The 23,790-nt window shown below is 62.6% G+C and carries 21 protein-coding genes and 3 pseudogenes; 11 read left to right on the top strand and 13 right to left on the bottom strand.

The features are described 5' to 3' along the window. Position 1 precedes the first annotated feature (1 nt). The 9 genes from BM045_RS09600 (at position 2) to BM045_RS09640 (ending at position 9,866) form a co-directional block, all read left to right on the top strand. Positions 2 to 1,402, top strand: a complete 1,401-nt coding sequence (locus BM045_RS09600) for a chemotaxis protein CheW (RefSeq protein ID WP_170848453.1) — start codon at positions 2 to 4, stop codon at positions 1,400 to 1,402. Further along, on the top strand, positions 1,399 to 2,466 hold the full coding sequence (gene cheB / locus BM045_RS09605; protein WP_092182577.1) for a chemotaxis-specific protein-glutamate methyltransferase CheB: 1,068 nt from the start codon (positions 1,399 to 1,401) through the stop codon (positions 2,464 to 2,466). The genes BM045_RS09600 and cheB overlap by 4 nt, the downstream gene beginning before the upstream one ends. Continuing rightward, positions 2,463 to 3,335, top strand: coding sequence for a CheR family methyltransferase (locus BM045_RS09610; RefSeq protein ID WP_092182579.1), 873 nt, complete (start codon positions 2,463 to 2,465; stop codon positions 3,333 to 3,335). Before cheB ends, BM045_RS09610 begins: the two co-directional genes overlap by 4 nt. Next, entirely contained in the window at positions 3,335 to 5,272 is a 1,938-nt protein-coding gene (locus BM045_RS09615; protein WP_092182581.1) for a chemotaxis protein CheA, read from the top strand. The genes BM045_RS09610 and BM045_RS09615 overlap by 1 nt, the downstream gene beginning before the upstream one ends. Further along, positions 5,269 to 5,502 (top strand): hypothetical protein, encoded by a 234-nt coding sequence (locus BM045_RS09620; protein WP_092182583.1) that lies wholly within the window; start codon positions 5,269 to 5,271, stop codon positions 5,500 to 5,502. The genes BM045_RS09615 and BM045_RS09620 overlap by 4 nt, the downstream gene beginning before the upstream one ends. A 75-nt stretch (positions 5,503 to 5,577) precedes the next feature. Further along, on the top strand, positions 5,578 to 5,958 hold the full coding sequence (locus tag BM045_RS09625; RefSeq protein ID WP_348271242.1) for a response regulator transcription factor: 381 nt from the start codon (positions 5,578 to 5,580) through the stop codon (positions 5,956 to 5,958). Next, on the top strand, positions 5,955 to 6,608 hold the full coding sequence (locus BM045_RS09630) for a chemotaxis protein CheC (RefSeq protein WP_092182587.1): 654 nt from the start codon (positions 5,955 to 5,957) through the stop codon (positions 6,606 to 6,608). The genes BM045_RS09625 and BM045_RS09630 overlap by 4 nt, the downstream gene beginning before the upstream one ends. Positions 6,609 to 6,660: 52 nt before the next feature. Further along, a complete protein-coding gene (locus tag BM045_RS09635; RefSeq protein WP_092183195.1) occupies positions 6,661 to 9,009 on the top strand; it encodes a hybrid sensor histidine kinase/response regulator in 2,349 nt (782 codons plus the stop codon). Positions 9,010 to 9,233: 224 nt separating this feature from the next. After that, positions 9,234 to 9,866 (top strand): tyrosine-type recombinase/integrase, encoded by a 633-nt coding sequence (locus tag BM045_RS09640; RefSeq protein ID WP_092182589.1) that lies wholly within the window; start codon positions 9,234 to 9,236, stop codon positions 9,864 to 9,866. 367 nt (positions 9,867 to 10,233) lie between these two features. Here BM045_RS09640 and BM045_RS09645 read toward each other — a convergent pair. From BM045_RS09645 to BM045_RS09680, 8 genes and pseudogenes are all read right to left on the bottom strand, one after another. Further along, positions 10,234 to 10,726 (bottom strand): annotated as a pseudogene (locus BM045_RS09645) (GAF domain-containing protein). Positions 10,727 to 10,754: 28 nt separating this feature from the next. After that, a complete protein-coding gene (locus BM045_RS09650; RefSeq protein WP_092182591.1) occupies positions 10,755 to 11,486 on the bottom strand; it encodes a M24 family metallopeptidase in 732 nt (243 codons plus the stop codon). A 456-nt stretch (positions 11,487 to 11,942) separates the two neighbouring features. Then, positions 11,943 to 13,382: a siroheme synthase CysG gene (gene cysG / locus BM045_RS09655; protein ID WP_170848454.1), complete on the bottom strand. Its 1,440-nt coding sequence runs from the start codon at positions 13,380 to 13,382 to the stop codon at positions 11,943 to 11,945. Between the two features lie 24 nt (positions 13,383 to 13,406). Continuing rightward, positions 13,407 to 14,264 (bottom strand): formate/nitrite transporter family protein, encoded by an 858-nt coding sequence (locus tag BM045_RS09660; protein ID WP_092182593.1) that lies wholly within the window; start codon positions 14,262 to 14,264, stop codon positions 13,407 to 13,409. Between the two features lie 38 nt (positions 14,265 to 14,302). Beyond that, positions 14,303 to 14,644, bottom strand: coding sequence for a nitrite reductase small subunit NirD (gene nirD, locus BM045_RS09665; RefSeq protein ID WP_092183199.1), 342 nt, complete (start codon positions 14,642 to 14,644; stop codon positions 14,303 to 14,305). 14 nt (positions 14,645 to 14,658) lie between these two features. Further along, entirely contained in the window at positions 14,659 to 17,103 is a 2,445-nt protein-coding gene (gene nirB, locus BM045_RS09670) for a nitrite reductase large subunit NirB (protein ID WP_092182595.1), read from the bottom strand. Between the two features lie 320 nt (positions 17,104 to 17,423). Then, the gene (locus tag BM045_RS09675; RefSeq protein ID WP_092182597.1) at positions 17,424 to 18,644 is read right to left on the bottom strand and encodes a CmpA/NrtA family ABC transporter substrate-binding protein; all 1,221 of its coding nucleotides are present in this window, start codon (positions 18,642 to 18,644) and stop codon (positions 17,424 to 17,426) included. Between the two features lie 8 nt (positions 18,645 to 18,652). Continuing rightward, complete coding sequence (locus tag BM045_RS09680) at positions 18,653 to 19,240, bottom strand: ANTAR domain-containing response regulator (RefSeq protein ID WP_092182599.1); 588 nt, start codon at positions 19,238 to 19,240, stop codon at positions 18,653 to 18,655. 279 nt (positions 19,241 to 19,519) lie between these two features. Between BM045_RS09680 and BM045_RS09685 the strand changes: the two genes are divergently transcribed. Further along, a complete protein-coding gene (locus BM045_RS09685; protein ID WP_092183201.1) occupies positions 19,520 to 19,912 on the top strand; it encodes an HIT family protein in 393 nt (130 codons plus the stop codon). Positions 19,913 to 20,069: 157 nt separating this feature from the next. Here the strand turns inward: BM045_RS09685 and BM045_RS09690 are convergent, their stop codons facing one another. Together BM045_RS09690 and BM045_RS09695 are read right to left on the bottom strand one after the other, a co-directional pair. Continuing rightward, on the bottom strand, positions 20,070 to 20,951 hold the full coding sequence (locus BM045_RS09690) for a DUF4238 domain-containing protein (RefSeq protein ID WP_092182601.1): 882 nt from the start codon (positions 20,949 to 20,951) through the stop codon (positions 20,070 to 20,072). An 80-nt stretch (positions 20,952 to 21,031) separates the two neighbouring features. Continuing rightward, positions 21,032 to 21,697, bottom strand: coding sequence for a hypothetical protein (locus BM045_RS09695; protein WP_139198763.1), 666 nt, complete (start codon positions 21,695 to 21,697; stop codon positions 21,032 to 21,034). Between the two features lie 258 nt (positions 21,698 to 21,955). Between BM045_RS09695 and BM045_RS09700 the strand changes: the two are divergent. After that, positions 21,956 to 22,081, top strand: a pseudogene (locus BM045_RS09700) (HU family DNA-binding protein); the annotation flags it as partial. A gap of 202 nt (positions 22,082 to 22,283) precedes the next feature. On the opposite strand, the gene BM045_RS09705 reads toward BM045_RS09700, so the two are convergent. The 3 genes and pseudogenes from BM045_RS09705 to BM045_RS09715 all read right to left on the bottom strand — a co-directional run. Further along, the gene (locus BM045_RS09705; RefSeq protein ID WP_210184998.1) at positions 22,284 to 23,111 is read right to left on the bottom strand and encodes a TIM barrel protein; all 828 of its coding nucleotides are present in this window, start codon (positions 23,109 to 23,111) and stop codon (positions 22,284 to 22,286) included. 86 nt (positions 23,112 to 23,197) lie between these two features. Further along, complete coding sequence (locus BM045_RS09710) at positions 23,198 to 23,542, bottom strand: tautomerase family protein (protein WP_092182607.1); 345 nt, start codon at positions 23,540 to 23,542, stop codon at positions 23,198 to 23,200. A gap of 52 nt (positions 23,543 to 23,594) precedes the next feature. Next, positions 23,595 to 23,747 (bottom strand): annotated as a pseudogene (locus tag BM045_RS09715) (5-deoxy-glucuronate isomerase); the annotation flags it as partial. Positions 23,748 to 23,790: the final 43 nt, after the last annotated feature.

Here is a 23,790-nt window from a genome sequence, read left to right on the forward strand (position 1 = left end):
CGTGTCCAGCGTTCAACGCCAGCTGACGGTCGTCGTGGGCGGGCAGACCTATACCTTGGCCGGCGATCAGTTGGTCGAAGTCCTGCGACGTAGCCGCATAACCCGCGTGCCGCATGGTCCACCTGCCCTGCTCGGCGTTAGCAATCTGCGCGGTGCTGTTCTGCCGATAGTGTCGCTGGCGCGACTCATGGGCAGCGCCCCGGGCAGCGAAGAGCGTGTCGTGGTGCTCGACCATTCTGGGGCGGTGGGCCTCCTGGTCGATGCTGTGCTGCGGCTCGACGAGAGCGACGTCGGCCCGACCGGCCAGCCAATCGATATTGCGGCCCTGCTCGAAAGCGGCTTCAAGCGCCAGGCTGCCGGCACGGCCAACCGACAGCAACATAACGCGGTCAGCGCGCCTGCCGAGACCGTCGCGGCGCAGCGCGTCCTCATCGCCTTTGTGGTCAGCGGGCAGACCTTTGCCCTGCCGCTCGATGCGGTGATCGCAGTGCTGCGCCTGCCCGAAACGCTGACCCTGGTTGCAGATGCTGACGCAGCGGTGCTGGGCCTGGCTAATGTGCGCGACAGGGCGCTGCCAGTCATCTCGCTGGCAGCCCTGCTGGGATTTGCGAACGCTGGGAACAATAGCGCGGGCCGCCGGGTTCTGGTCGTCGAACACGAGGGGGCGCAGGTCGGACTGGTCGCTGATGCGATCGAAACCATCCTGCGGCTGGATGAAGCGGCCATCGATATGGTGCCGCCTATCCTGCAGCGCGGTCGTGGACAGGCAGAACTCGATGCCATCGGTCGCCAGGGTGGCGGCCGGCCCCTGGTATCCATCCTCTCGGTGCCGCGGCTCTTCGCCAATGCCGCGGTGGAAGCAACGGTGATGGCAACCAGCAATGAGGCGAACAGAGTGGCCGACGCGCATATAACCCAGAGGCAGGAGCAGTTCGTCGTGTTCGACCTGGGGGAAGAACGTTACGGGCTGCCGATCGCTGCCGTCCAGGAAGTGCTGCGCCTGCCCGAAAGCGTGACCCGCCTGCCCAATGGGCCGAGCTTTGTCTCCGGCATCATCAACCTGCGTGGCCGGCCAGTGCCGATCATCGACCAGCGCCAGCGCTTTGACGCGCCCGCTGCGGCCGATGCGGTGCAGCCCCGCGTCATCGTCGTCACCGTCGGCACGCTAACGGCCGGCTTTGTCGTCGATGCCGTCTCGGAAATCCTCTCGGTTGCGGCCGATAGCCTGGCGGTGACGCCGTCGCTGTCCAGCGAGGGTTCGGCGGTGTTCAACCGGGTGGCCAATCTGGGTGCGGACGGCGGGCTGATCCTGCTGATCGATCCGCAAGAGCTGCTCAGCCGTGCCGAGCAGGATGTCATCGCCGACATTGCCGCCCGGCAGGACGCGGCGGGCACAGCGTGATCCGCATCCTCATCGCCGAAGATTCAGCGCTGATGCGCAAGCTGCTGAGCGGCATCTTCACGGCGGCCGGCGATTTCGAAATCGCCGTGGCCCGGGATGGCCTCGATGCGCTGCAAAAGGTGGCCAGCTTCCGGCCCGATGTAGTGACGCTCGACATCAACATGCCCAAGCTCGATGGCCTCGCCTGTCTCGACCGCATCATGCTGGAGCACCCGGTACCGGTGGTGATGGTCTCGGCCCTGACCGAGGATGGGGCCAGCGAAACGCTGACGGCGCTCGAAATGGGCGCAGTGGATTTCATTGCCAAGCCGGAAGGCGTGGTGTCGCTGCATATGGATGCACTGGCCGAGGAACTGGTCGCCAAGGTGCGGGCCGCAGCGGCGGTCCAGCTGCCGCGCGCCCGGCGGCTGGCCGAGCGCATGCGGCTGCGCCGCACGGATGGTGCAGCTGCTGCGGTGCCGCCGACCAAGCCCATGCACACACCGATGGGTAGCGCCGGACTGGTCGTGGTCGGCACGTCGACGGGCGGCCCTCCAGCGCTGGACATCCTGCTGTCGGCTTTGCCCGCAGACCTACGCTGGCCGATCGTCATTGCCCAGCACATGCCGCAGGCTTTCACCGGTCCTCTCGCCCGCAGGCTCGATCGGCTGTCGCCACTTGCCGTCAGCGAAGTGACCGGACCGACACCGCTGCTGCCGGGTGGTGTCTACATTGCCCGCGGCGGCACCGACATGGTCATTGCCATGCGCACCGGGCAGCTGGTCGCCAATTCGGCGCCGATGCAGGACGGTTACCCCTGGCACCCCAGCGTCGACCGGCTGATGCGCAGCGCCATGCAGCATGTGCCACCGGCCAATCTGCTCGGCATTCTGCTGACCGGGATGGGCGCAGACGGGTCCGCCGCCATGGCCGAGTTGCGCGCGGCAGGCGGCCACACCATTGCCGAGGCCAAGGATACCGCCGTTGTCTGGGGCATGCCAGGCGAGCTGGTCAGCCGCGGCGGCGCGGTGGACACCCTGCCAATGGACGAAATCCCGCAGCGGCTGGCGGAGCTGCTCGCATGACCCGCCGCAGCGCCGACCTGCTGGCGCGCGCCAACGCGCTGTCGCCCCTGTCCGGCGCGGACCTCACGCGGCTCTGTGATTTCCTCTATGCCCGTACCGGCATGCAGTTCGGCGAGTCCAAGCGGTACTACATCGATAGGCGCGTCGCCGACCGCATGGCACAAAAGCATCTGTCGGTTTTTGCCGATTACTACGCCCTGCTGCGGGCCGAGCCGGGCGAGGCCGAACAGCTGATCAACAGCTTCACCATCAACGAGACCTATTTCTACCGTGAGGACCACCAGCTCGCCTGCCTCAGCCAGTCGATCCTGCCCGAGCTCATCCGGTCCAAGAAGCCGGGCGACAAGATCCGCATCTGGTCGGTGCCCTGTTCGAGCGGTGAAGAGCCCTATTCGATCGCCATCTGGCTGCTGGAAAACTGGGCACTGGTGGATGCCTATAATGTCGAGATCGTCGGCTCCGACATCGATACCGCCATCGTCGCCGAAGCCCTCGAAGCCAACTACGGCCGCCGCGCGGTGATGCGCCTGTCACCCGAACTGGTGGAACGGTATTTCGCGCCGGTCGAGGATGGCCGGGTGCGATTGATCGACGACCTGCGGGAATCGGTCAGCTTTACTGCTTGCAATATTACCGATGTCGCCTCGGTGGCCCGGCAGGGGCGGTTCGATGTCATCTTTTGCCGCAACCTGTTGATCTATTTCGATGGCGCGGCGCGGGTGCGCTGCATGCAGAACCTGTTCAACGGCCTGTTGCCGGGCGGCTACATGTTGCTGGGGCATTCGGAGTCCATGTCGCGTATTTCCGAGCGCTTCGTCACCCGCCGCTTCCCCGATGCCATCGTCTACCAGCGGCCGGAGCTGTGCTGATGGACGAGTTGATGGAGCAGTTCATCGTCGAGGCGCGCGAACTGGTCCAAGCCGCCATCGATGACCTGTTCGCCCTCGAAACCGACCCGGCAGACGCTGCGCGGCTCGATAGTGCCTTCCGCGCCGTGCACACGCTCAAGGGGTCTACCGGCCTGTTTGACCTGCCGTCGCTGAATGCCACGCTGCACAAGGCCGAGGACAACCTCGGCCGGGTCCGCGCCGGCACGGCCAGCCTGGACACGGTGCAAATCGACGCCATCGTCGCCGTGCTCGAATGGATCGATCAATGCGTCGATGACCTGGAAAAACAGGGTGAGGTTAGCCCGCAGCGGCTGGCGCAGGCGTCCACGCTGGCGGCAGCGCTTGGCGGCGAGAGCGAAGCGGACACTGAGGGTGCGGTGCCGGCCGTGTCGGGCTCGATCGCCTGGGCGCTGGCGCTGGCGGAAAAAATCGGCGGCGCGGCGACCGTCGCCCTGCGCTATCTTCCGCATGCCGAATGCTTTTTCAGCGGCGACGATCCTGTCGCGCTGCTGTCGCGCATACCGGAGCTCACACATCTGGCGATCGCGCCGCGCGATCCTTGGCCGGCCGCGGCGATGTTCGATCCCTTCCGCTCCAACCTGGCTTTCGAAGCGCTCAGCACCGCGCCGCTCGGGGAGGTGGAAGCCGTGTTCCGCCTGGTGCCGGACCAAGTCGAGATCGTCCCGCTTGGCGCCCCCATCGTTGTGCCGGTCGACGACGTAGTGGCCGATGAAACCAGGACCGAGGCGATGCGGGAGCTGCGCGTCGACCCGGCCCGCATCGATGCCCTGCTCGACCTCGTCGGCGAGCTGATGACCAGCAAGAACGGCATGGCCGGGCTTGCCGCCATGGCCGGCGCCCTGCCGGGCGGAACCGAGATCGCCCGACGCATTGCCGCAGTGCAGAAAGATCTCGATCGGCTGACCGGCGCCCTCCATGGCGGCGTGCTGCAGACGCGCATGGTGCCGGTGGGCCAGGCGTTCCGCCGCTTGCCGCGCCTGGTGCGCGACCTGTCCCGGCGGTTGGGCAAGCCCACAGAGCTGTTGATCGAGGGGGACGCCATCGAGGCCGACAAGACCATTGTCGACGAGTTGTTCGAGCCGCTGCTGCACCTGGTGCGCAATGCCATGGACCATGGCATCGAGAGTGCCGCCGAACGCTTTGCTGCGGGCAAGCCGGCGTCGGCGACGATCACCCTGCGGGTGGTGGCCGAAGGCGACCATATCCTCGTCAGCCTCTCTGACGACGGGCGCGGAATCGATCCGGGGCGCATTCGCACGGCGGCTGTCGGCAAGGGTTTAGTCAGCGCCGAACGGGCCGCGGCGCTCAGTGATCGCGATGTACTCGATCTGCTGTTCGCCGCGGGATTTTCGACGGCTGCGGCGGTCAGCGACCTGTCCGGCCGTGGGGTCGGCCTCGACGCCGTCCGGGCGGATGCCACCCGGCTCGGCGGCACCGTGGCCATCGACAGCCGCCTGGGCCACGTCACCAGCACGACGCTGCGCCTGCCGGTCGGTTTTGCCATGACACAATTGCTGATCGTCTCGGTCGGCACCGAGCGCTATGGCGTGCCGATGCAGGCAGTGCTCGAAACCGTGCGCGTCGCCCAGCAGGCGGTGACGCCAATCCGGACCAATCGCGCCTTCGTGCTGCGCGACTCGACCGTGCCGCTGCTGTCGCTATCAGACCTGCTTGGACTGCCGGCAGCACCGAGCCCCGATGAAACGACCGTCCTCGTCATGTCGCTCGCCAACCAGCGTGTTGGCGTGGTGGTGGACGCCATTGCCGAGCGCATGGAGACCATCACTCGGCCGCTCGGCGGTCTGCTGAGTGGCATGCCCGGCATGGCCGGAACCACCGTGCTCGGCAATGGGCAGGTCCTGCTGGTGCTCGATATGGCGGAGCTGATCGGATGAGCGTGTCGTTCGACGGCCGGGCTATTACTATCACGGGCGATTGCGGGGTCGAAGAGGCTGAGACGCTGATGACCCTGCTGCAGGGCCATCCATCGGCGCCCGTCGACCTCAGCGCCGCCGGCTCGGTGCATACGGCGCTCTGGCAGGTGTTGATGGTCCTGTTGCCCACCATAATCGGCGAACCGGCCGATCCGTTCACCCGCCGATGGATCATGCCTTTGCTGACTTAACTTGCCGCGGACCCACCATCCGCATAGAGATGAGATATTGGTCCGCTGGATCGACGGAATGACGGAGTTTTCTTGATGGTCAAGGTGTTGCTCGTGGACGATAGCAAGCTGGCGCGGATCGTCGCCGGCAAGACCATCGCCGCTCTGCATCCCGACTGGCAGCGGGTCGAGGCGAGCAATGCCGACGAGGCCATCGAGCTGGTCAAGACACAGGCCATTGACCTGGCCGTGCTGGACTTCAACATGCCGGGCAAGGACGGTCTGGAACTGGCCGCCGAATTGCGCGAAGCCTATCCGCAAATGCCGATCGCCATCATCACCGCCAATGTGCAAAACGAAATCATCGCCCGAGCCCGCGAACTCAACGCCACGTTTGTCGGCAAGCCGGTGACCGAAGATACCATCAAGGGCTTTCTGAGCGGCGCTGCCTTGCGCCTGCGCCAGGCCAGCGCATGACCCTGATCGATGTCACTCTCGACGAGCTCGAGCGCGATGCGCTGACCGAGCTGGTCAATATCGGCGTCAGCCGCGCCGCCGCTAGCCTGCGCAAGATGGTGGGCAAGCAGGTGCTGCTGTCGGTGCCCTCTGTGGAAGTCGTCACCAAAGAAGCCGCCGCTGCCCTGATCGGCCAGCGCGAAAGCGACGACCTGGTGGCGATCCGGCAGGAATTCGGCGGCGCCTTTTCCGGCAAGGCACTGCTGATCTTTCCCGAAGACAACAGCCTCGAACTGGTGCGCGCCATAGTCGGCGACGAGGTCGACGCCACCGAGGTCGCATCGCTCAAGGACGAGGCCCTGGCCGAGACCGGCAATGTGATCCTCAACGGCTGCCTGGGCACCATTGCCAACATGCTCAACCAGTCGCTGCAGATGTCGCTGCCGAAGGTGATGTATGGCGACGGCAAGGTCCTGTTCGACGTCGGCCTCGAGCCGGATACCGATGGCCTGGTGCTGTTCCTCTACATCAATTTTTCCGTGCGCGACCGCAACATACGCGGCTATATCGCGATGATCATGGATCTCCCCTCGCTGGGCATGCTGAAGCAGCTGCTCGGCGACTTCATCAGCCGCGTGACGGCTGACAGCAATTGGGCCGTGGGTGCCTGACCAGCCTGCCCTAACGATGAAAGCCGTGCCCCAAGTGCCGACTGACCAACACATGGATGAAACCGGCTCGGCCCGACGCGAGCTCGCGGACCTGCAACGCCAGATCGGCGAGGCCCGGCAGCGGCTTGACCTGACGCTGGAAGCAGCCGGCGCCGCCGGCAGCTGGGAATGGGACATTGTCCAGCAGCGACTCGTGGCCGATGCGCGCTTTGCCGGCCTCACCGGGCAGGATCCGCTCGAACTGGCCAATGGCGTGCCCACCACGCAATTTTTTGCCGGCATTCATCCTGACGATGTGCGCCGCATCCGCATTGCCGTCGCCGGCATCCTGGCCGGCGCGGAAGTGTTCTCCAAAGACTACCGCCTTCTCAAGGACGACGGCGGCATTCGCTGGGTGCATGCCGATGGGCGCACGGTGCTGGACGACTCCGACCAGCCGGTCCGCTTCCATGGCACCCTGGTCGACGTCACCGACCGCAAGCGCACCGAAGAGCAGCTGCGCGTCGCCCAGACGGCTGGCCAGGTCGGCACCTTCGAACATACCGATGGCTATGGCACGGTGGCGGTGTCGCGCCAGTTCTGCCGCCTGCTGGGCCTGCATCCGACCCATGTGCTGCCGGTGCGGACCATCAACCTGCTGGTGCATCCGGACGATCGCCCGATCATCGATCCAAAGCTGCCGACCGAGCCGCAGCCAGAGCGCAATATCGAATTCCGCATTACCCGCGCCGATGACGGCGAGACGCGCTGGCTGGCGCGGCGGGGCGAGTATCTGCAGGACATCGATGCCAACGGGCTGCGTTATATCGGCGTCATCTATGACATCACCGATTCCAAGCGCATCGAGGAGCAGCTGCGTCTCGCCAATGAAACCTTGTCGGAAAGCGTTCGGGAGCGGACCAGGGAGCGCAATCAGGTCTGGCAAAATTCGCGCGACCTGCTGACGGTGATCGGCTTGGACGGCAACATCCGTGACGTCAACCCGGCCTGGAGCGCCATTCTGGGGTACCAGCAGGCGGCGTTGATCGGACGGTCTTTCGTCGACATGGCCGCGCCTGGCGACACGGACGCCGCCCGCAAACTGGTCGAGTTCGATCCACGGCGGCCACCGACATCAACCGAACTGGGCTTGCTGGCCGCGGACGGGTCACCGTACTGGTTTTCCTGGGATGCCGCTGCAGAAGGCGAGCTGATCTATCTCTACGGCCACAACGTCACCGCGGAGCGCAAGCAGGCCGAAGTGCTGCGCGAAACCGAGGCGCTGCTGCGCCAATCGCAGAAGATGGAAGCCGTGGGCCAGCTGACCGGCGGTATCGCGCATGACTTCAACAATATGCTGACCGGCGTCATCGGCTCGCTCGACGTGATGAAGCGCCGCATCGCCAACCAGCGTTATGACGATCTCGACCGCTTCATGAATGCCGCCATCACCTCGGCGCAGCGCGCGGCTGCGCTCACCCATCGCCTGCTGGCCTTCTCGCGACGGCAATCGCTCGACCGCAAGCCCACCGATGTGGTGCCGCTGATCGAATCCATGCGGGATCTACTCAACCGCACGCTGGGCGAGCAGATCACTCTCGAGATCACCCAGCCCGCAGATGCCTGGGAGGCGATCACCGATGCCAACCAGCTCGAAAGCGCGGTGCTTAACCTCGCGATCAATGCCCGCGATGCAATGCCGGAAGGCGGTCGGCTGGTCATTGCCGTCTCCAACACTGCCCTGAGCGAGCGCGATGCCCGCAACGTTGATGGCGCGACGGCCGGCGACTATGTCAGGATTTCAGTGATCGATACCGGCGAAGGCATGTCGCCCGAAGTCATCGACAAGGCGTTTGATCCGTTCTTTACCACCAAGCCGATTGGACAGGGAACCGGGCTTGGCCTCTCTATGATCTACGGCTTTGCACGCCAGTCGGGCGGCCATGTCGAGCTGGCGAGTGCGCTGGGCAAAGGAACGACCGTGTCGCTCTACCTGCCGCGCAATAACGCGGCGGCCGTGGCAGCCAGCCCGGCAGCGGGGTCGACAACGCCCCTGGGCAGCGGCGAGACCGTCCTCATCGTCGAGGACGATGCGTCGGTGCGCCTCCTGGTCGTGGATGTGCTCGAGGAACTTGGCTATGTCGCGATCGAAGCCGGCGACAGCAGCGAGGCGCTACCGATCCTGCAGTCCGCAAGCCGCATCGATCTGCTGATCTCGGACGTGGGCCTGCCCGGCCTCAACGGCCGCCAACTAGCCGAGATTGCCCGCCAGACCCGCCCGGAACTGCGCGTCCTGTTCATCACCGGTTATGCCGCCATGGCTGCGTCCCGGGCGGATTTCCTGGCGCCCGGCATGGACATGATCACCAAGCCCTTCGCCATGGATGACCTGGCGAACAAAATCCGCAGCATGCTGGCCTAAGCAGTCAGATAGTTCCAGCGCATTGCTATGCACAAGCTGTAGGCGAGCCTCTGCAGACGTTTGGCCCACAACCGCTGTTAGCGACGAACCCCAACGCCTATTGATGGCTGCTTTCCGGGAAGTCAGCGAAAGCCAGGAACGACAGAGATGGGGTCGGCACTCGCCACTGGTCGGCCTGCCAAAATCGTTTCCCCCACGGCCGCTTTGGCCAATGGAGAAATGTAATGGGTATCTCACAGTATGACCCTGCTGCAGCGGGGAGACCTGCGTGGAACGCCGGCAGGCAGGTTGGCGCCAAACGCGCGTTCAAAATCAGACAGATCTGGTCAATCCGCTTCTTCCTTGACCGGGAAGGCCGAATGAGGGATCGGGCCCTCTTCGACCTCGCCATCGATAGTAAGCTTCGAGGTTGTGACCTCGTAAAGATCAAGATCGGCACACTCGTGGCTGGTCGCACGATCCGAACACGATCGATGGTGGTTCAGCAAAAGGCGGGGAGGCCAGTCCAATTCGAGATAACTTCTGACACCAAGGCAAGCCTGCTTGCCTGGCTGGAGCGTCGAGGTGGCAGTGTCGATGACTTCGCATTTCCAAGCCGTGTCACAGTGGGTGGACACCTAAGCACCCGCCAAAATGCAAGTTTGGTCGACGAGTGGGTGACAGCCATAGGCCTAACGCCAGAAGAGTACGGCACACACTCTTTGCGCCGAACCAAGGCATCGCTCATCTACAAGGCCACAGGAAATTTGCGGGCGATCCAGATCCTGCTTGGTCATAGCAAGATCGAAAATGCAGTCCGGTACCTAGGGGTAGACGTTGACGACGCTCTGTCGCTGTCAGAGGCCACAGAAATCTAAAACTATGGTCTTCGCCGACGATTATCCCGATCTCGTAGGCGAAGCGCCCCATTTCGGTCATCACGATGCACTCTGCGATCTCCCGAAAGCGGCCGTCGAAAATGGGAGGGGGACTTGACTTGGAGACGTGGGCTGCCATGCAATTTGGCCGGTAGGGGCAGCACGCTAAGGAGCCTTTGGCAACTGAAAATTTGTCGATCCACTGGGCCTCCGATCCGCACATTTTCGACGTACGGCTTTGGCAAATGTATTTTCCGCAAGTCCGTTCGCATACGGTGAGGATTGCGCAATGTCGGATGTTGACCTCGCTCAACGGCGCGGGCCTTTTCTAACTTTGCTCTCACTGGGATCGCAGGGTGCATTTAACCTAGCAACTGCGCACCCATAGCTCCACCAGGTGCTCAAGATGTGCCCGGTCAGTTTTGTTGAAGCGGCCCGGTGAAGGACTGTCGAGATCGAGCACGCCAATGATTTTGTCGTCCCGCCAGATGGGGACGACAATCTCAGAGCGCGAGGCCGCGTCGCAGGCGATGTGGCCGGGGAAAGCGTGCACATCGGGGACGATGATCGTTTCCCGGCGCTCAACAGCGCTGCCACACACGCCTCTGCCTACGGCAATGGACGCAGGCTGGTTTGCCCTGGAAAGGGCCAACGACAAGTTCGTCGCCGGAATCGTTGAGGAAGTAGAAGCCCGCCCAGTTGAGATCGGGCAGCCGGTCGAAGAGCAGAGCCGAGAGGTTTGCAGCATTGGCAATACGGTCGGTCTCGCCCGCGAGAAGGCCGCCCAGTTGCAGCCGCACGTCTTCGTAGAGCTGGTCTTTGGTGAGGTCGTGATGCTCGAGACTGGATGGCTGGTACATGGCTTTCTCCGAACGTCAGGCCGATCTGCTAAAGCTTGGGAATAAAGCCTGTCCAGTCGGTCAGCACTTCGTGGCCCGTCTCATTGATGAGCACCATGTCGGACTGGGTCACGCCGTAGTCGGGCTTGAATATCGCCGGCTCGAAGGCCAGCGCCATGCCGGGCGCAAGGACGGTTTTGGTGCCGGGCACCATTTGCGGCCGCTCATGATGGCCGAGGCCCAGCCCGTGGCCAAGAAAGCCGGGGCCGGTCTCGAAGCCATGGCGCCGCATTGTCTCATTTGCGGCGGCGACCAAATCCTCGCAGACGGCGCCGGGTTTGAGCAGCGGCAATACCTCTTCGCGAGCCGCCATCATGGCCTCCCAAGCCTTCGCGGCTTCGCCGGTCAGAGGCTTGCGCGAGAAGGTGCGCTCGAACTCGGCGCCATAGCCATTGATCGTCGCCCAGATGATGGTGAGACACGGTGCATCATCGGCAATTGGCTCGTGCGTCGAGGCAGGCAGCGACATGGCGATATGCTTGCCCGCACGGGTCCAGCACCAGAGGGCGGAGATAACCCCGTCTTCCTCGTCGCCATAGCCGGTGACGTCGTCCCCGGGGAAGAGCTTTGACCATTCGGTCATCATGCGCGCTTCGGCGGCAACGTTGGAATCGATCTCCGTGCCGCCATTCATCACCACATCATAGCTGGTCTGCATGCCCAGCCCGGCCAGATGGCTGGCCTTGCGGATATTGTCGATCTCCCACGGATCCTTGACCATGCGCAGATCTCGGCAGCTTCTGGGTCATGTTCATTGTAGTACGCCCACATTCGGTCCTCGAGCCTTGTTCTACTCTTGGTTGCCTTGGACTTGATGAAAACTCAATCGGCTTCAGGGGCCGAGATTAACCGAAAGTTGACCCGCTTTAGTTGGGCACCATTTGATAGGGCGCGCCCGGCAATCACAGGAACAAATAGTCGGCCTCCGCTAGGCAGAAGTGTAGCGATAGGTGCCAAGCAGCAAAAGCGCGTGGCAAACAGCGCGAATTTGCCAACGGCTGCGCTTACAGTTGGTGCTGGAAAGTTTATTGTATGGCACGGCAACTACGCGCCCCATTCCGGACGTCATAGGAGCAATCGCAAACTCCCGAAAGCAGCCGTTCAGATACAGTTTGGCAAAAGTATTCGAATACGTGCCGGGCGTCGGCATGTCTGTCGGTCCGGCTGCAGCGCGAGGCTATGAGGCCTGCGCGACGGACGTCTCAACAGTCGCTGTTTTTTTTGCGCGGGTCAGTACGTCGCCAACCATGATCAGCACCGGGCCCTTTGGCTGTGTGCCTTCGCCCAGTGTGGCGGCCATGTCCTTGAGAGACGTATAAGTGACAGTCTCGTTCGGGCTGCTGATGTCGCTGGCAATGGCCACGCCGGTGTGTGGTGGCATGCCGTGCGCGATCAGCTGTTCGGCAATACCGGCGCCATTCTGGCAGGCCATGTAATAGACATGGGTGGTCGAGGGATCGCTCAGGGCGCGCCAGTCGAGTGTGTCCGGCAGGCCGCCGTAGCGGGAATGGCCGGTCACAAAGCGCACCGACTGGGCGCAGTCGCGATGGGTGAGCGAAATATTGAGGCTCGCTGCCAGAGCCATTGCCGCGCTGATGCCGGGCACGACCTGTACCGGGATATTCTCGGCCTCGAGCGCCGCGATCTCCTCCCCTGCCCGGCCGAAGATCATCGGATCCCCGGACTTGAGGCGGACGACATGTCGCCCCTGTTTGGCTAGTGAAACCATCATGGCGTTGATATCGGCCTGCTTGCAGCTGGGGCGGCCGCTGCGCTTGCCGACGAGAATGCGCTTCGCCTCGCGGCGGGCGAGTTCGAGCACCTGGTCGGAGACGAGGTCGTCGAACAGGATGACATCTGCAGCCTGCAGGGCACGTACAGCTTTGATGGTGAGATATTCGGCATCGCCGGGACCCGCTCCGACAAGGGTGACCTTGCCGGACTTGGCCTGTTTCGCCATGCCGAGCCAGCGCGTGATGGTATTGTCGCTGGGCTGTTCGACAAAGGCGGCATCGGCCAGTTTTTCCCAGAAGGCGCGGCGTTCGGCGCCGTGATCGAGCAGCGCCGTGACCTTGTCGCGCATGGTGCGGGCAATCTCGGCCCAGCCGGCCAGCGCTTGCGGCAGCAGCATTTCAATACGGCGGCGCACGGCCTGGCCGAGGATGGGTGCGGCGCCGGTGGTTGAAATGCCGACCACCAAGGGCGAGCGGTTGACAATGGAGCCGAACTGGAAGCTGCAGAACGCGGGCTTATCGATGACATTGACGGGCACGCCATTGGCCCTTCCATGGGCTGCAAAGGCTGGCGCTTCGTTTTCCTCGCAATCGCCGACGGCCATTACGAGACCGCTCCAATCCGCCTCCTCCCAGGATGCTTGAACAAGCATGAGGCGGCCTTCATCAGCTAGCGCCAGCATTTCGGGCGCGCAGGTGCCCGGGGCATGGACGGTGACCCGGGCACCTGCGGCGACCAGCAATTCCGCTTTCCAGGCGGCGGCATCGGAGCCGCCGGCAATGAGAACGGGCTTGTTGGTGAGCATATAGAAGACCGGCAGCGTGGCCAGATCGGCCATGCGGGGCGCTGCTATTGCGGCACGGCTGTGGGGCACGATATGCATCTGCCAATCTCCTGAATGTCGGGACTATTCGGCCGGGACGGCGACCACGTCATTAGCGCCGCGCGTCGTGGCAACCGGAACGCGACGCGGCGCAGTGCGCGAATGGGTGACGTAGAGGGTGAGGCCGACAAAGGTCAGGCCGCCGACGAGATTGCCGATGACGGTGGGGATCTCGTTCCAGACCAGATAGTCCATGATCGAGAAATTGCCGCCCAGCATGAGCCCCGAGGGGAACAGGAACATGTTCACGATGGAATGCTCGAAGCCCATGTAGAAGAACAGCATAATGGGCATCCACATGCCGATGACCTTTCCCGAGACCGAAGTGGACATCATGGCGGCGACGACGCCGGTGGAGACCATCCAGTTGCAGAGCACGCCACGAATGAACAGCGTCAGCATGCCGGCGGCGCCATGGGCGGCATAGCCGACGGTGCGGCCTTCGCCGATATGACCGATCTTTTCGCCCACGGCGTCAGGTGCCTGACTGAAGCCGAAGGTGACGATGATGGCCATCATCAGCGCGACCATGAGGGCACCGGCGAAATTGCCTGAGAACACCAGGCCCCAGTTGCGCAGTACGCCTTTGAGGGTGACGCCGGGGCGCTTGTCGATCAGTGCCAGCGGGACCAGAGTGAAGACGCCGGTGAGCAGATCAAAGCCCATGAGATAGAGCAGGATGAAGCCGACCGGGAACAGCACGGCGCCGAGCAGCGGCTGGCCGGTCTGGGTGGTGATGGTGATGGCAAAGGCCGCTGCCAGCGCCAGGATGGCGCCGGCCATGAAGGAGCGGATCAGCGTGTCGCGCGTCGACATGAAGACCTTGGCCTCGCCGGCGTCGATCATCTTGGTGACGAAATCCTTGGGGGCTACATAGTCCATTGGGTCTCTCCGGGGTTGGGTGGCTTGCTGAAGGCGGATCAGGCGGCCGTGGTGGCCGCGAGGATTGAGGCGTCGATGAAGAGGCGGCCGTTTTCGGCGCGCATGGGATAGGTGCGGACGGCGCCGTCGTCGGCGCCCTGAGCCTCGCCGCTTTGCAGCGAAAAGACCCAATTGTGCAGCGGACAGGTGACCTGAGCGCCATGGACGATGCCCTGGCTAAGGGGCCCGCCCTTGTGCGGGCACTTGTCGTCGATGGCGTAGACGTCGTCGGTTGCGGTGCGGAATACGGCGACCTTGCCCAAGGGCGTGGTAATGCAGCGGGCGCCTCGGCGGGGCACATCGGCCAAGGCGCCGATCTCGATCCAGGTGGTGGGGGACATATGGGTCATAGCGCTCACTCCGCCGCCTGCAGCATGGCGAACTCGGCCATGGCGGCAAATTCGTGGGCGTCCTTGCCGTTGACGCGCTCTTCCCACGGATCCACTTGCGCGAATTGCTGGGAGAAGACGAAGCGGTCGAAGAGGGTCTTGCGCTTGTTGGTATCCTCGACGATTGCGTCCTTGATCGAGGGGATACCGACGCGCTTCATCCATTTGTAGATGCGCTCGAGATAGCGCCCCTGCTCGCGATACAGCTGGGTCAGGGCAGCGATGATCTCGATGGCTTCGTCTTCGGACCTGGCGTGGCAGAGCACTTCGGTGCCGCGGATATCGAGGCCAGCAGCGCCGCCGAAATGGATTTCGTAGCCAGAATCGACGCAGATGACGCCGATGTCCTTGCAGGTGGCTTCGGCACAATTGCGCGGACAGCCGGAGACGGCGAGCTTGAGTTTGGCCGGCGTCCACGAGCCCCACATGAACTTTTCGATGCGGATGCCGAGGCCGGTGGAATCCTGGGTGCCGAAGCGGCACCAGTCTGAACCGACACAGGTCTTGACCGTGCGTAACCCCTTGGCATAGGCGGCGCCCGAGACCATGCCGGCGGCATTGAGAGCAGCCCAGACGGCGGGCAGATCCTCCTTTTTCACCCCGAGTAGGTCGATGCGCTGGCCGCCCGTGACCTTGATGGTGGGGACATCGAACTTTTCGGCGACATCGGCGATGGCGCGCAATTCCTTGACATTGGTGATGCCGCCGAACATGCGCGGCACCACCGAATAGGTGCCGTCCTTCTGGATATTGGCGTGGACCCGCTCGTTGATATAGCGGGACTGGCCATCGTCCTCATATTCGCCGGGCCAGGTAGCGATGAGGTAGTAATTGAGAGCCGGCCGGCATTTGGGGCAACCGCAGGAGGTCTTCCAGGCCAGCTCCTGCATGACGGCTGGAATAGACTTCAAATCCTGGGCGACGATCAGGCGGCGGACTTCGTCGTGGCCGAGGTCGGTGCAATTGCACATGGGCTGGATGGCACTGGGATTATAGGCGTCGCCGATCGTCGCCATCAGCAGCTTTTCGACCAGCCCGGTGCAGGTGCCGCAGGAGGCCGAGGCCTTGGTATGGGCGCGGACATCGTCGAGCGAGGTCAGGCCCCGGGCGGTGATGGTCTCGGTGATCTTGCCCTTGCAGACGCCATTGCAGCCGCAGATTTCAGCATCGGCTGGCAATGCGGCCACGGCGGCCAGCGGATCGGCGACGGCGCCGCCGCCATAGGACTGGCCATAGATCAAGGTGTCGCGCAGCTGGGTGATGTCGGTGCCGCGTTTGATGAGGTCGAAGAACCAGGCGCCGTCGCCGGTATCGCCATAGAGGACGGTGCCGATGACCTTGTTGCCGGCGAGGACGACACGCTTGTAGATGCCGGAAGCCGCATTGCGCAGGACGACCTCTTCGCGGCCCTCGCCCTCGGCGAAGTCGCCGGCTGAGTAGAGGCTGACGCCAGTCACCTTGAGCTGGGTGGCGGTCTTGGGCGCGGTAAAGGCGGCGGCTTGGCCGACGAGGGTCTTCGCCGCGACCTTGGCCATGTCATAGAGCGGCGCGACGAGGCCATAGACGGCGCCGTCGCGCTCGACGCATTCGCCCAGGGCCAGGATATCGAGGTCGGAGGTGCGCATGGCGGCATCGACAACCACGCCGCGCTGGACCTCGATGCCGGCATCGGTGGCGAGGCGCGTTTCGGGGCGAATGCCGGCGGCCATGATGACGAGGTCGGCCTCATAAATCGTGCCGTCTTCGAGCAGCACGGCCTCGACGCGGTCGGTGCCGAGCACTGCCTTGGTCTGGGCGCGGCAATGGACCTTGATTCCGCGGCTAGTAAGTTCGCGTTCGAGTAGGTAGCCAGCGGCGGGATCGAGCTGGCGATCCATCAGATGGCCAGCCAAGTGCAGCACGGTGACGCTCATGCCACGTCCGCTCAGCGCTGCAGCCGCTTCGAGGCCAAGCAGGCCACCGCCAATGACCACGGCGCGACTGCCGGGGCGGCCGGCGACGTCCAGCATGGCATTGACGTCGTCGAGATCGCGGAAGGCGCGCACGCCCGGCAGGTCGCGGCCGGCAATGGGCAGGATGAAGGGGGCGGAACCGGTGGCGATGACTAGCTTGTCGTAAGGGGTCTCGACGCCATTGGCGAAGACGGTCTTGCCCTGGCGGTCGATCTTGGTGACGGCGTGGCCGAAGCGGGTGTCGATGCCATTGGCGGCGTACCAAGCCGCATCGTGGGTGACGATGTCGGCATAGGCCTTTTCGCCCGAGAGGACGGGCGAGAGCATTATGCGGTTGTAATTGCCGCGCGGTTCAGCGCCGAACAAGGTGACGTCATAGTCGTGGTCGGTCTCGAACAGATGCTCAAGCATGCGGCCCGAGGCCATGCCGGCGCCAATGATGACGAGTTTTTGAGCCATTGGGTCGTCTGCTTTCCTGCTGGCGGATGCTTGCTGATCCGCGGGCCAAAAACGAAAACGCCGCCAACCGTCACGACCAGTCTCCGATAAGGAGACCGCTCTTGATGGTTGGCGGCGTTGCCAGATGTGTCGGCGCCCGTCATTGGACGCCACTGCGCCGAAGCGCTTGCTACAGACACTGCAGGAACCGTGCCAGATTGCGGGCGTAGCTAAAATGCCAGCAATATCAGATCAATGGCCGGTTCTGGATCAGAGGGCGCAGTCGAACAAGAATGACCATTTCGCCCAAGGCTGCGGCAAAATGCTCAATTCCTGAGCAATCAGCGCTTCTGGCTCGCTATGTATTCATCGAGGTGATCGAGATCGAATTGCATGCCGTCAAAGAACCCGTCGGGGCCCAGGGTGAGCGTCGCGCCGGCGGCACCAACCATGGTTGGCTCGGTCAGTGCGCCCTCGATCTTCGCATTGGCCGAGGGGACGGCGATCCCCTGCCCGGCCATGGCCGCGCGGAACAGATCGGGGCGATAACTGGCACGGGCCTTGGCGGCATTTTCGGGCGTGTGTTCCACCTGCCCCCAGCGCACCATCTGGGAATAGAACCACATGGCGTGGCTGATCCAGGGGAAATTGGCTGCACGGAGGAAGGGCACGAAGAACTCGTCGACTTGATGCTCGTCTTCCGGCCCGAATAGCAGCTTTCCCGAGAGCGGGCGCAGCAGCAGCTCGGACGGCAGGCCGAGCCGGTCGTCGCGCGACATGATTTTGGCAAGGGCGGGCATGTTGTCGGGATCGCCGCACCAGCGGGCCGCACGGGTCAGCGTGCGAATGAGGGCGGCCAGTTGCTCGGGATAGCGATTGGCCCATTGCACCCGCGTGCCCAGCACCTTTTCCGGGCTGAGGCGCCAGATGGCGGACTTGGTGGTGACGATACGGCCGATGCCACGGGCCACGGCCACCGAGCCCCAGGGCTCGCCGACGCAATAGGCATCGGTGCGGCGCGAGGCCAGCGCATCGGGCTGGAAGGATGGCGGCACGACCATGATTTCGATATCGCGATCGGGGTCGACGCCCGAGGCCGCCAGCCAATAGCGCAGTTCGTAATTGTGCCCGCTTTCGCGATGCACCACGCCAAAGCGCAGCCGGGGCAGGCCCTTTTCGGCCCGATCGGCAATGACCCGCTGCATGGCGAGGCCGGTGCCCTTCGCCGAACCACCTGCAGGCGCTCCGAAGGCGACCATCGCGGCCCAGAGGTCATTGGAGACCGTGATGGCATTGCCGCCGAGCCCCAGCGCCATAGGCGCTATCAGCGGCGCATCGAGCGGGGTGAGGCCGAGATTGGCGCTGAGCGGCATGGGGCCCAGCATATGGGCGGCGTCGAAATGGCCGATGGCGACGCGATCGCGAATATTGGCCCAGGAGGTTTCGCGCACCAGTTTGAGCACGAGGCCCTCAGCCTCGGCAAAACCCTGTTCCTGCGCGGCAATCAGCACCGCGCTGTCAAGCAGCGGCGCGAAGCCCAGCGTGATCTGTGTCAGCCCCATGTGCCCTCCTATGGTCCCAAAAGCTCGGCCGCGGTCACGACGCTTTGCGCGATTTCGGCGATCTTGCGGTTCTGGTTCATGGCGGTGGTCCGCAACAGGGCATAGGCCTCGTCTTCAGATATGCCGCGCGACTGCATGAGAATGCCCTTGGCCTTGTCCACGACCTTGCGTCCCTGCAGTTCGGAGCGCGCAGCCTCCAGCTCGTCCTGCATACGCGAAAAAGCGCGGAAGCGCAGGATGGCCATGTCGAGAATGGGTTTGACCCGATCTTTGCGCAGCCCGTCCACGACATAGGCGGAAACTCCGGCGTCGACCGCCGCCTCAATCGAACTGAGGTCCGCCTTGTCGACAAACATGGCGATGGGCCGCTTTAGGCTGCGGGAGAGGGAGAAGAAATGCTCGAGGACGTCCCGATTGGGATTTTCGAGATCGATGATAACCACATCGGGGCCTATAGCACCGATCTGGGCGTCAACATCCTCGACGTCCACGATCACCCGGACCCGGTCATGCCCGGCCTCGCGCAATCCAGCCTCAATGATCGAAGCGCGGATGGCGTTATCATCGATGACAAGGATCGAGAGAGCGTCGGGCATGCGGCTTTATCGCTGGGAAAGTGCGGCTGGGCAATCGGGTATGCGTGGGCGACCTTCAGCCCGGTTGGCGATCGGACTAACGATTGTCCAAGATGCGCCCCATTTCGGCCGTTAGGCAAAGGCTCGCCCGTTCCTAAAAGCGGACATCGCCGAACCGGCAGATTAACGACCGGGTTTTGGGTGAGGAGCTGACTGTCCGGTTTTGGCAACTTGACCAGTATTGCAGACTTGGGCGGCACATGGTGCACTCGGAGCGATGTTTCACGCGGAATGGAAATTATGCCCCCAAACTGCCCATTCTGCCAAGATAACCGAACCGGCAAAGATCCAGCTCTGTTGGCGAACCGTAGTTGCTACTTGCTTCGCACTCCTGACCCGGTGCTTTCGTGCGGGGGTATGATCATCCCCTACCGACACATCGCCACCCCTTTTGAATTAGATCCAGAAGAGTGGAACGATGCATTCGAACTTCTGCTTCGGGCCAAGCTTCTTTTTGATGAGGAAGGTGCTCAAGGTTACAACGTCGGATGGAATGTAGGTGACGTTGCGGGACAGACGGTGCCCCATGTTCATTTGCACATCGTTGGCCGTTTCGCAGACGAGCCGTTAGTAGGGCACGGAATACGGCACCATCTCAAACAAAAGGAAAACATTCGTCCGGCGAGACCTTGAGCCATGACTGCTTTTGGCTTTTCCTAGCTTACTCTCAACGGCCGAAACGGGGTCGTGAGCCGTCGATCAGCAACGCGCCCCATTTCGGCCGTTCCGCGCCCCTCGATCCCTTCCCGAGAGCGGACATGCGCCGGCAACGGCTCACATTTTGGTCAGATCAATCCAAGCCGACCCGGCCCCCTATTCGCCATTCTGGATCAAACCCGTCTTTCCATGACACGATGACTTCGTTGGCGTAGTGGGCAGTGCGCCTATTTAGTGCAGCGACGGTCGCCGGACTGGCCCCAACGTAACGGATGGGCTTTTCGAGGGGGGGTTTTGGGTGATGCAAGATGATCGTGTGCCGCGGCGAAAGCGGCATCACCACCTCGATGCCCGGATCCGCCAGCGAAATCTTTTGTGTCAGGAACCTCTGCCTAGGCACTGTTGGGTCGAACCAAGTTACGGGGCTGTCTGACGTAATGAAGCCAGGCTCCTCGGAGCACATAATGGTCATCGTCATTTCGCTGAGCATGGGCAGCCCATCCATCATGGCTCCCGGCAACAAAAACTGCATGGGGGACGCTACCGCTTTACGAAGGCTGTGTAGTTGTGCGTCAGAGTTCGCGGGGTTGCCTTGGGCAACGGCCTTTTTCTCGGTCGCTTCCAAGGTTTGTTGCCAAAGTGTCCGCTGGAGCTCTCTCGCTTGAGGCGTGCGCCCGTGCATGGCCGTGATGAAGGCGATCAGCTGCGATTGCCGAAGCCTAGGCAACTGACGGTGGCTGGCCAAGAAATCTGTGACGAGTTTCTTGAGCCCCTGCTCAAGTTGCGACAGTTCGTACTCTATCGTCAGATCCCGAGAACCGCCCGGCCCGAAGACGGTGTAGATGTCGGTCTCGGTGAACAGGTTTTGGGGAGCTCGCTTCCGGCCGACGCCGCCACTTGGATCAAAGATCCACACGAAGGGCTGCATTCCAGTAGGCGTGTGAGGATCGCACCAGGCGGAAAGGTAGCTCCGTGGGATATAGTGCTGCGATTTGTGGCTACCGGACTTAGGCACGGGGAATAACTTCTCCTAACAGGGCGCTGTCTATGACATGTGAAAGGCCAAGTAGCCTGTACGACATTCGCGCACTCCGCTCATTCCAGTTTCAATCGCTCCCACTCGGCAATAAGCGTCTTGTACTTTTCATGAAAGATCGCCTCCTCGTTGCCCTGCAGGGGCGTCGTCTGTGGAGAGAAAAATGTACGACGCAGGGCATCTATGACACGCATGTCGGCAGGATCTGCTTCAGTTAAAACTTGTTGCATTACCCAGAGCCCAAGCCTCCCTCCTTCTTCCGGGAGCGCCGGCTCCTCACTGAAGTACGGGTACACGACGCGTGTATATTCTCCTCGGACGCGCGCATGGAGTGCGTCCCTTACCCGAACTGTGGCGGACAAGCTTTCGATACGCAGGTTACCATGCATGCTTCTAGGAACGATCTCGACAGGCTCATTTGACCAACGGAGCTTTGCACTAAGCAGTTCGAGAATTCCGTCGGTCAGTAGCGGATAAAGTCGTTTGAAATTCCTGTTTGACAGGACGCGGTCCTGGGTCAGCTGTGTGAGGTCGCTCCGGCCAGCGATGTGCGCCTTAACATCTGACCAAAAGGGTAGGTAGAAGTCGCCGCCTCGACTTCTTGTGCCACCCGCTTCCTTTTTACGATCAAGTCGGACGTCCTCTTTCAAAATAGATCGCCGCAATGAATTGGGCGCATAGAACAACTGCAGCGCCTTTCTGAGAGGAATATCTAGAACAGACATACGTGCCCTACTCTGTGATTGAGTGACAACCATCTTCTTGTCGTCTCTTCGGCACAACGGGCAAAGGCCAAGTTTTCACCTATTTGGAGGCGTCGAGCTAGCGCCCCATCACGGTCATTCAAGATCAACGAGCGATTTCCGAAAGCCGACATCGCCTGGATCAACTCCCCGAGGAGACGACCAGCACCGGCAGTTTTTGGGCGCAAGTCAGATATACCCATCCGTGATACACTATCTCCGGAGGGGTCGATGGCGAACAAGGTCAAGACGACGGCAGCACGTGAGGGCCGCAACCCATCCACCGGCGCTACGATCAAGATTGCAGCAGCTAATAAGCTGACCTTCACGCCCGCCAAAGCTCTGAAAGATAGCCTGAACAAGTAGACTGCGGCTCAGAACGCCGCCCACGATATCGCCAATCACGCGGGCGGCGGTTCCTCAAGAAACATTACGCGAACCACGGTTGTGGCCACGAAGTAGAATGGTCGCCATAAATGAGCTGCCGTTAATCTGGTAACCCTAGGCATAGGCCAGGTCCTGATCTTCAAGCGAGCCCCTAGGGCAGCATTGCCCGAGCCCCAATCGCTCAGAAGGCCGCCTCGCATGTGAGCCTGAGATACATCATCGATCCCCGCAGCAAGGCCAGTGGATCCGGCGCATCGCATACAGCCGGTAGCGTAGCCTCGAAGGAGAATGCACCCGCATAGCCATGGCGCCGGAGTTCACGGATCTGCTCTATCACCCTAGTGCCGTCGGCATTGTCCACCAGCAAGCGCATGGCGTCGTGGGCCTCGGTCAGATCTTTTATATTCGCGGCGACACCGGAGATATGGACGAGGCCTGTGTGCGGCACGATGAAGTCGGTATCGGCTGCCAAGGCATGCTGAAAGGTGTCGTGCAGAATGCCGAAACCGGAGGGATCCTGCATCCTTTCAATCGCCGCCACCACCTCGGACTGTCGGCGGATCGAGCAGGCGTCGAAGCCAATGGGCTCAACAAGAACGGTGACGCCCTGTGGCCGGCGAGAGGCAATCGCCTCAAGAACCCGACGGTGATGTTCGACCTTCCCGGTGCCTTTGGGACCACGACCGTCAACCCGCGGAATCAGGCTGACCGTCTCGGCCCTGGCTTCCTCGGCTATATCAAGCAAGCGGGCGACCTCACCCAGGCGCCCTTCCGACCAATCGTCGAATGGATAGATCTCGCTCAATCCGACGAACCGCAGGCCCTTCGATCTGGCGAGCTCGCCGGCGGCCCAGGGAGACAGACCGTCGAATAAGGGCCGCCCCAGGTCGTTCCGGGGTTCGACCCCCACGCAACCCAACTCGGCGGCGAGGTCTAGAAAAGCCTCGAAGGGCAAATTCCGAGCGGTTTTCTGATTGATAGCAAATTGGATCGGGGTCCAGTCGGTCATTGGCGCATCTACTGTTCGCGGATCGGGTCGGGAGAATCCGCGCCGAGTTCGCCAGTCAGGAATTGGGGATGTCCATGCGCGAAACTCTAGTCGATGTCGGTATTCTCCACGAAGGCTATCATCACATCCTCCGAGTGCATGTTCAGGCGCTCGACGAGGTGGCTGGCTGCCAGCGCGTAGAACATGCGCTTGCTCTCGTTGGAGCGGGGTCGTGTGGTGACCTGGACCAAAACACGCCGATCGCTGCGCTCGAAGCCCAACCCCGTGTCCTGCATGATCAGACGACCGGGCCGATGGCTCGTCAGCACCTGATAGCGATCCCGATCGGGCACCTCGAAGGCCGAGACCATGGCCTCGTGCAATGCCTGCATGAGGAGGTCGAGCTCGTCTTCGGACCATATGTCCACGACTTCGATGCGGATCAGGGGCATCTTTTGTCTCGCAGAAAAACCTCAGTCCCCAAGCCATGCCCCAACGAATGCGTCATCGGTCGCGCTCCCCGATCCAGACGTGATCCGGATCGGGTTGGAAGCGCCATGCGCGACGCGTACCTGCCATGACGTTGAGATAGTACAGCTCGTAGCCATTAACCGCGCCGCAGGGGTGATGGCCGCGCGGAACGCAGACCACGTCATGGACCTTGCCGTGCTCCCCGAAGGGCTTCTTCTGCAGATGGCTC

The sequence above is a fragment of the Devosia sp. YR412 genome (assembly GCF_900110945.1).
In the GTDB taxonomy this organism is placed as follows: Bacteria; Pseudomonadota; Alphaproteobacteria; order Rhizobiales; family Devosiaceae; genus Devosia.

Bases quoted from the DNA above. Each gene is read 5' to 3' on its own strand.
- BM045_RS09650 (WP_092182591.1), bottom strand. From the start codon at position 11,486: ATGGTCAAGGATCCGTGGGAGATCGACAATATCCGCAAGGCCAGCCAT.
- BM045_RS09615 (WP_092182581.1), top strand. From the start codon at position 3,335: ATGGACGAGTTGATGGAGCAGTTCATCGTCGAGGCGCGCGAACTGGTC.
- nirD (WP_092183199.1), bottom strand. From the start codon at position 14,644: ATGTCCCCCACCACCTGGATCGAGATCGGCGCCTTGGCCGATGTGCCC.
- BM045_RS09640 (WP_092182589.1), top strand. From the start codon at position 9,234: ATGGGTATCTCACAGTATGACCCTGCTGCAGCGGGGAGACCTGCGTGG.
- BM045_RS09660 (WP_092182593.1), bottom strand. From the start codon at position 14,264: ATGGACTATGTAGCCCCCAAGGATTTCGTCACCAAGATGATCGACGCC.
- BM045_RS09620 (WP_092182583.1), top strand. From the start codon at position 5,269: ATGAGCGTGTCGTTCGACGGCCGGGCTATTACTATCACGGGCGATTGC.
- BM045_RS09685 (WP_092183201.1), top strand. From the start codon at position 19,520: ATGCCCCCAAACTGCCCATTCTGCCAAGATAACCGAACCGGCAAAGAT.
- BM045_RS09695 (WP_139198763.1), bottom strand. From the start codon at position 21,697: ATGTCTGTTCTAGATATTCCTCTCAGAAAGGCGCTGCAGTTGTTCTAT.
- BM045_RS09625 (WP_348271242.1), top strand. From the start codon at position 5,578: ATGGTCAAGGTGTTGCTCGTGGACGATAGCAAGCTGGCGCGGATCGTC.
- BM045_RS09635 (WP_092183195.1), top strand. From the start codon at position 6,661: ATGGATGAAACCGGCTCGGCCCGACGCGAGCTCGCGGACCTGCAACGC.
- BM045_RS09630 (WP_092182587.1), top strand. From the start codon at position 5,955: ATGACCCTGATCGATGTCACTCTCGACGAGCTCGAGCGCGATGCGCTG.
- BM045_RS09610 (WP_092182579.1), top strand. From the start codon at position 2,463: ATGACCCGCCGCAGCGCCGACCTGCTGGCGCGCGCCAACGCGCTGTCG.
- BM045_RS09710 (WP_092182607.1), bottom strand. From the start codon at position 23,542: ATGCCCCTGATCCGCATCGAAGTCGTGGACATATGGTCCGAAGACGAG.
- BM045_RS09705 (WP_210184998.1), bottom strand. From the start codon at position 23,111: ATGACCGACTGGACCCCGATCCAATTTGCTATCAATCAGAAAACCGCT.
- BM045_RS09675 (WP_092182597.1), bottom strand. From the start codon at position 18,644: ATGGGGCTGACACAGATCACGCTGGGCTTCGCGCCGCTGCTTGACAGC.
- cysG (WP_170848454.1), bottom strand. From the start codon at position 13,382: ATGCATATCGTGCCCCACAGCCGTGCCGCAATAGCAGCGCCCCGCATG.
- nirB (WP_092182595.1), bottom strand. From the start codon at position 17,103: ATGGCTCAAAAACTCGTCATCATTGGCGCCGGCATGGCCTCGGGCCGC.
- BM045_RS09680 (WP_092182599.1), bottom strand. From the start codon at position 19,240: ATGCCCGACGCTCTCTCGATCCTTGTCATCGATGATAACGCCATCCGC.